Origin of the sequence: Aeromicrobium sp., assembly GCF_036675695.1 — a bacterium.
In the GTDB taxonomy this organism is placed as follows: Bacteria; Actinomycetota; Actinomycetes; order Propionibacteriales; family Nocardioidaceae; genus Aeromicrobium.
This window is the reverse complement of sequence record NZ_JAKFEL010000090.1, coordinates 1-6,068: the sequence shown is the minus strand read 5'-3', so window position 1 is coordinate 6,068 and position 6,068 is coordinate 1. Positions and strand designations below refer to the sequence as shown.

Annotated in this window: 8 protein-coding genes and 2 pseudogenes; 2 read left to right on the top strand and 8 right to left on the bottom strand. The window is 63.6% G+C overall.

Annotated features, from left to right (window positions below; translation table 11 throughout):
• From V6M39_RS05995 to V6M39_RS05970, 6 genes and pseudogenes are all read right to left on the bottom strand, one after another.
• A pseudogene (locus V6M39_RS05995) lies at positions 1–524 on the bottom strand (hypothetical protein); the annotation flags it as partial.
• 145 nt (positions 525–669) lie between these two features.
• On the bottom strand, positions 670–1,353 hold the full coding sequence (gene trmD / locus V6M39_RS05990) for a tRNA (guanosine(37)-N1)-methyltransferase TrmD (protein WP_332642836.1): 684 nt from the start codon (positions 1,351–1,353) through the stop codon (positions 670–672).
• Positions 1,350–1,868, bottom strand: coding sequence for a ribosome maturation factor RimM (gene rimM / locus V6M39_RS05985; RefSeq protein ID WP_332642835.1), 519 nt, complete (start codon positions 1,866–1,868; stop codon positions 1,350–1,352). Before rimM ends, trmD begins: the two co-directional genes overlap by 4 nt.
• A gap of 3 nt (positions 1,869–1,871) precedes the next feature.
• A complete protein-coding gene (locus V6M39_RS05980; RefSeq protein ID WP_309971031.1) occupies positions 1,872–2,123 on the bottom strand; it encodes an RNA-binding protein in 252 nt (83 codons plus the stop codon).
• Between the two features lie 197 nt (positions 2,124–2,320).
• Positions 2,321–2,764 (bottom strand): annotated as a pseudogene (gene rpsP / locus V6M39_RS05975) (30S ribosomal protein S16); the annotation flags it as partial.
• Between the two features lie 181 nt (positions 2,765–2,945).
• Complete coding sequence (locus tag V6M39_RS05970) at positions 2,946–3,776, bottom strand: oxygenase MpaB family protein (RefSeq protein WP_332642833.1); 831 nt, start codon at positions 3,774–3,776, stop codon at positions 2,946–2,948.
• A gap of 72 nt (positions 3,777–3,848) precedes the next feature.
• Between V6M39_RS05970 and V6M39_RS05965 the strand changes: the two genes are divergently transcribed.
• Positions 3,849–4,475, top strand: a complete 627-nt coding sequence (locus tag V6M39_RS05965) for a TetR/AcrR family transcriptional regulator (RefSeq protein ID WP_332642832.1) — start codon at positions 3,849–3,851, stop codon at positions 4,473–4,475.
• Positions 4,476–4,483: 8 nt separating this feature from the next.
• Here V6M39_RS05965 and V6M39_RS05960 read toward each other — a convergent pair whose 3' ends face one another.
• Complete coding sequence (locus tag V6M39_RS05960; RefSeq protein ID WP_332642831.1) at positions 4,484–5,275, bottom strand: crotonase/enoyl-CoA hydratase family protein; 792 nt, start codon at positions 5,273–5,275, stop codon at positions 4,484–4,486.
• A gap of 65 nt (positions 5,276–5,340) precedes the next feature.
• On the opposite strand from V6M39_RS05960, the gene V6M39_RS05955 reads away from it, so the two are divergent.
• Positions 5,341–5,682 (top strand): zinc ribbon domain-containing protein YjdM, encoded by a 342-nt coding sequence (locus V6M39_RS05955; RefSeq protein WP_332642830.1) that lies wholly within the window; start codon positions 5,341–5,343, stop codon positions 5,680–5,682.
• Here the strand turns inward: V6M39_RS05955 and V6M39_RS05950 are convergent.
• A partial coding sequence (locus V6M39_RS05950) for a sterol desaturase family protein (protein WP_332642829.1) occupies positions 5,669–6,068 on the bottom strand: 400 nt, incomplete at its 5' end. The genes V6M39_RS05955 and V6M39_RS05950 overlap by 14 nt on opposite strands.

Genomic DNA, 6,068 nt, shown 5'->3' with positions numbered 1-6,068 from the left:
GTGGCGGTGTCACCGAAGCCGAACTTGCCGATCCAGCCGGTCATGCCCTCGTCGTTGAACGCCCAGACCCAACCCTGGACCGGGAAGTAGCAGATCGTCGCCCAGATTCCGGCGAACAGCATCCATGGGAAGAACCGCGCTCGATCGGCGATGGCGCCGGAGATGAGCGCCGTCGTGATGATCGCGAACGAGCCACCAAAGGCGACCCATCCAAGAGCGTTGCCGTCACCCTTGACCAAGGTGTACAGACCGAAGTCATTGCCGTCGACACCGAACGGGTTGCCAAGGACCCCAGGGATGAGGTCGTCGCCGCTGTCGCTCAAGACACCCATGTTGTATCCGTAGAGGATCCACAGGACGCTGATCAGACCGAGCGCACCGAAACTGAGCATCATCATCGAGACGACGCTCTTGGCCTTGACCAGTCCACCGTAGAAGAACGCCAAGCCTGGCGTCATGAAGATGACCAGCGCTGTACACAGCAGCAGCCAAATTGTTCCCGGTTCCATAATTACCTCATTCATCGATTGGAGATTCAGGACCACGGCAGCGTCTTTGCTGCGCGAGGAAGCACCTGCATCCTGACGGGCAGAGGTTATTTCGGGCTTTCTGCAGCATTACGGTCGTGTTACGGCACAGCCGCGTGTGTTAATGCTGTGTGGCGGCGAGTCAGTCGCCGTGTAGATCGGGGCGACGATCCTGTGTCCGCTCGACTGCCTTCTCGCGCCGCCAGGCGGCGATCGCCGCGTGGTTCCCCGACAAGAGGACCTCGGGCACGTCGAGCTCTCGCCAGGACGCGGGCTTGGTGTAGACGGGGTACTCGAGCAGCCCATCATCGCCGTGTGACTCCTCGACGAGCGACTCGGGATTGCTCATGAAGCCAGGGATGAGCCGTACGACGGCCTCGATCATGGCGAGCGCAGCGACCTCTCCCCCATTGAGCACGAAGTCACCGAGGGAGATCTCCTCGACCCGCCACCGGGTCGCGGCGTGCTCCATGACGCGCTGGTCGATGCCTTCATAGCGTCCGCAGGCGAAAACCAGGTGACGCTCACCGCTGAGACGCTCGGCCATCCGCTGGGTGAACACCTCGCCCGACGGTGTCGGCACGATGATGACCGACTCGTCGCTCGTCACGGAATCGAGAGCCTCACCCCAGGGCTCGGGCTTCATCACCATGCCGGCGCCACCGCCGTACGGGGTGTCGTCGACGCTTCGGTGCTTGTCTCGGGTGAATTCACGCAGGTCATGTGCGGCGATCTCAAGCAGCCCGGCTGCCTGAGCCTTGCCTGCCAACGACAGTTGCAGCGCGTCGAGATAGGCCGGGAAGATCGAGATGACGTCGATCTTCATCCGTCGGCCCTCTCGGCCTTGTCCGGGTCGAGCAGACCTTCGATCTCGTTGATCGTCACGTATCCACCGCTCACGCTGACCTCAGGGATCAGCGCGGTCACGAACGGCACGAAGACCTCGCGGCCGTCGATCTCGATCGTCAAGGTGTCCTGGTAGGGGCCGTGGACGATGCCCGTCACGGTGCCGACGACAGCGTCGCCGCTGCGGGCCTCGAGTCCGACCAGCTGGTGGTCGTAGAACTCGTCGGGGTCGTCCGGCGTCTCGACGGGATCTATCTCGGCCTCGAGGATCTTGCCGTGCAGGCCTTCGGCGGCCGTACGATCGGCGATCTCCTTGAACGAGACGACCAGGCGGCCGCTGTGATGGCGCGACTTCGCAACAGTCAGCGTGCGGTCGCCACAAATGACTGACGAGCCCGCGGCGAAACGCCGTTCGGGCTCGTCAGTTCGAATATCTACGTTGAGCTCACCGCGGATGCCGTGGGCTCGACCAATGCGGCCGATGACGACCTGCATGAGTCAGTTCCGGCGGTCGACGTCCACAAAATCGATGCGCGCGCCGCCCCTGCCGGCGATCGCGCCAGCGACCTTGCGGATGGCGGTTGCGGTACGACCCTGACGTCCGATGACCTTGCCGAGGTCGCTGGGATTGACCCGGACCTCGAAAAGCTCACCGTTGCGTGTCTGCTTGGCTCGCACGTTGACGTCGTCAGGATTGTCGACGATGCCGGCGACCAGGTGCTCGATGACCTCGACGATGGGCGCGGCCACGATCAGGCCTTTGCCTCGTCAGCAGGTGCTTCCTCGGCAGCAGGCTCTTCAGCCTTTGCCTCGTCGGCGGGAGCCTCTTCAACCTTTGCCTCGTCGGCGGGCGCAGCCTCAGCGGCAGGCTCTTCAGCCTTTGCCTCTTCAGCGGGCGCTGCCTCAGCAGCCGGAGTCTCGTCGGCGGGCGACTCGACCGGGGCGTCAGCCTCGACCTTGTCAGCCTTCTTCTTGGCCGTGGTGGCTTCCTTCGCCTCGTCCTCAGCGGCAGCGGCAGCCTTCTTGGCGGCAGCAGCCTTGCGAGTCACGGCGTCAGCCTTGTTGTCGCTGTGGAGCTCCTTGAGCGCTTCCTGGAAGATCTCTTCCTTGTCACGCTTGGGCTCTGCGAACTTCATGGTGTTCTTGCCACCGATGTCGCCGGTGATCTTGAGCAGTGCGGCGACGGCTTCGGTCGGCTGAGCGCCAACTCCGAGCCAGTACTTGGCACGGTCGCCATCGATGTTGATGATCGACGGGTCGGCCTTGGGGTTGTACGTACCGATCTCTTCAATCACACGACCGTCGCGCTTGGTGCGCGAGTCGGCGATGACGATGCGGTAGAACGGCGTGCGAATCTTGCCCATGCGCTTCAGGCGAATCTTGACTGCCACGAGTGTGGTGTCTCCTCAGAATCTTGTATGTGGTGACTTGCCGGTGCCGCGTGGGGACACGGCCGACGAAATCTGTGTGCCGGAGCATGTGGGAGAGAGGGCCCTCACGCGTACCGGACGCAAGGAGTCATTCTGCCAGACCACGGGCCCTTGCTCCAATTCGGCGGTGCCATCCAGTTGCTCAGAGAAGCCGCTTGCCCTTCTTGATCCGGCGACGGACGTCCCAGATGTAGAGGTTGAACGGGTACTCGCGCACGAATCGAGGCGAGAAGCGGGTCAGGCGACCACAGATGCGGAAGAACCGGTCGAACCTCTTCTGCTGCTTGTCAGTCCACTTGGCGTGCATCTGGTCGCGCAGAACCTGAGGCAGGAAGCCGATGGTGAAGAAGCGGCTCATGCGTACGAATGGCCAGCGCACCCAGGCCGGGAGCTGCTTGAGATTGGTCAGCGACCAGAGGTATTCGCGGGTCACGTCATCGATCTCGCACTTGGCGAGACCTTGCTCCCAGTACTCGTCGAAGGCATCGCGATCAGCTGGCCACTGGTCCTGCGTGACCTGCAGCGAGGTGCCCAGCTTGGCCGCCTCGTCGTAGATGTAGTCGGCAACGTCCTCATCGATCTCGCCGTGCATGGCCTCGTAGCCGAGCTTGAAGCCCATGTAGAGGCACGCCGCGACCCAGAGCTGAAGGTCCTTGTCGAACGCGTTGAACTTCACCTCGGCGCCGGGCTGCGACTTGACGTACTTGTGGACCTCGTTGACCGCTTCGCGATAGGCGTTGATCTCTGCTTCGGTGCCGAGCGTCGCCACCGCGAGATAGCTCAGCGTCGTGCGCAGCCGCTTCATCGGGTGCTTGAACACGTTGCCGCTGTCGACCTTGCCGTAGATCACGCCATAGCCGACCGGCTTGAGCGCCAGCTGCATGATCACGTTGGCTGTCGCGCCTTGCAGCATCATCGGGTCGAACGTGTAGCGCAGCCGATGATCGTCGGGCAGGACTGTCGCGGTCGCCATGCTGCTCCAAATCTGAGAACGTGTGTTAGCACTTATGGAACACTCCGCACACGCACGTGTCAAGATGTACGTATGAGCACGCCAGCGTCAATCCGCCCCTACGGCGGCGTGAACGCCGATCAGCGCGCCACCGAGCGCCGCGAACGGCTGCTCGAAGCGGGCCTTGATCTACTCGGATCGGCCGACGACTCGGTGTCGTTGACCGTACGCGGCGTGTGTGCGCAGGCCGGGGTCGTTGCGCGCTACTTCTATGAGTCATTCGCCGACAGCGACGCGCTCGCGGTCGAGGTCTACGAGCGGGTGATCACGCACCTCGTGGACGAGACCCTCGCAGCCCTGACGACTTCATCCGACGACGAGCAGGAGCGGATCCGCACGGGCATCAGCGCGATCGTTGCGCACCTCGCCGCTGATCCCCGTCGCGGACGGCTGATCTTCAACATCGCTCTGACGCATCCGGCGCTCGCCGCCAAGCGCCTCGAGATGGTCCGCATGTTCGCGGGACTGCTCGCGGCACAGGCCGAGTCGTTCTATGAGACTGATCGCACGACCCGTCTCGATGCCATCGCGCGATTCCTCGTCGGCGGCTTCGGCGAGACACTGACCGCCTGGTTGCACGGGGACCTCGACCTGACCCAGGACGAGGTCGTCGACCTCTGCGTCGCCCTGTTCGCCTCGTCAGCCGCGTCGCTGCGCTAGGGCGTGTCCTAGAACTCTCCGTGGCGGCCGGCACCTTCGCTGAACGCCCTGGCGCCATCCGCCGCATCGGGGTTGGACATCAGCATGTGCACGCCAGCTGCCCCCTCGGATCGCAGTGCGGAGTCGAGGGGCAGATCCCACTGGCGGTAGGCCGAGGCGCGGTCAGCCTTCATACAGGCTGCGGGGAAAGCAGCAATCTGCTCAGCGAGATCGAACGCCGCTGTCAGTGATTCACCCGTGGGTACGACGCGGTTGGCGAGCCCCATCTGCAGCGCCTCGTGCGCGCCGACAGGTCGTCCGGTGAGAATCATGTCGAGCGCGCGGCCCTGGCCGACGATGCGCGGCAGACGTACCGTTCCGCCGTCGATCAGCGGGACACCCCAGCGTCGGCAGAACACACCGAACACGGCGTCCTCCTCGACAACCCGCAGATCGGCCCAGAGCGCCAGCTCGAGACCACCGGCGACGGCGTGACCGGCGACGGCAGCGATGACTGGCTTGGAGAGCTCCATACGAGAGGGACCCATCGGACCGTCTCCCCCACCGGCGGGATCCAGCTCGTTGCGGCGAGATGAGTCGTCGAAAGCCTGCAGGTCAGCACCGGCGCAGAATGTGCCCTCAGCGCCAGTCAGCACGGCGACAGCGAGATCGTCATTGCCCTCGAACTCCTCGAACGCATCGCGGAGCTGCAGCGCCGTCGGCCCGTCGACGGCATTGCGCACCTCCGGACGGTCGATCGTGATGGTGCAGATGGCGTCGTCGATGTCGAGACGTACGGTCCGTTTCACCTCTGTGCTCATGTACCCATTCTTGCCACACGCCTGGATCACATAGAAGCCGGACCGATGCGCTCTATCCTGATCCGATGAACCCGCCACCCTGTCCTTCTTGCGCCTGCGAATACACCTACGAGATGGGCGAGCTGATCGTCTGCCCTGAATGCGCGTATGAGTGGTCGCCAGCCGAAGCCGAGGCCGCTGCGACCGAAGCGCAGATCAAGGATGCGTACGGCACCGTCCTGACCGACGGCGACACCGTGACGATCATCAAGGACCTCAAGGTCAAAGGTCAGGCGCAGTCCATCAAGGTCGGCACCAAGGTGCGCAACATCCGCCTCGTCGACGGCGTCGGCGACCACGACATCGACTGCAAGGTCGATGGGTTCGGACCCATGCAGCTGAAGTCCAGCGTGGTCAAGAAGGCTTGACGGTCTTGGCTGGCTGCCCCGGTGCCCAACCGGGCGGTCCGAACACGTAACCGAGCTTGTCGCGAAGCCGCGTGGCGCGCCGGGCGTCCTGCCAGATGCGCTTGTACTCGCCGTACTGCAGCGACCACACGTTGTACGTCTCGACCGGCACCGTCAGCCCGTAGGTCGGGCGATGCAGCTCAGGCTGGAACGACTTGAACATCCGGTCCCAGATGATCAGCATTCCTGCGTAGTTGCGGTCGAGGTAGATCGGATCGGAGCCGTGATGCACGCGATGGTGCGACGGGGTGTTGAAGATGAACTCCCACCAGCGCGGGAGCTTCTCGATCTTCTCGGTGTGCAGGTGGAACTGCCAGATCAGGTTGATCGAGAAGACGAAGTAGATC

Bases quoted from the DNA above. Each gene is read 5' to 3' on its own strand.
- trmD (WP_332642836.1), bottom strand. From the start codon at position 1,353: ATGAAGATCGACGTCATCTCGATCTTCCCGGCCTATCTCGACGCGCTG.
- rimM (WP_332642835.1), bottom strand. From the start codon at position 1,868: ATGCAGGTCGTCATCGGCCGCATTGGTCGAGCCCACGGCATCCGCGGT.
- V6M39_RS05970 (WP_332642833.1), bottom strand. From the start codon at position 3,776: ATGGCGACCGCGACAGTCCTGCCCGACGATCATCGGCTGCGCTACACG.
- V6M39_RS05965 (WP_332642832.1), top strand. From the start codon at position 3,849: ATGAGCACGCCAGCGTCAATCCGCCCCTACGGCGGCGTGAACGCCGAT.
- V6M39_RS05960 (WP_332642831.1), bottom strand. From the start codon at position 5,275: ATGAGCACAGAGGTGAAACGGACCGTACGTCTCGACATCGACGACGCC.
- V6M39_RS05955 (WP_332642830.1), top strand. From the start codon at position 5,341: ATGAACCCGCCACCCTGTCCTTCTTGCGCCTGCGAATACACCTACGAG.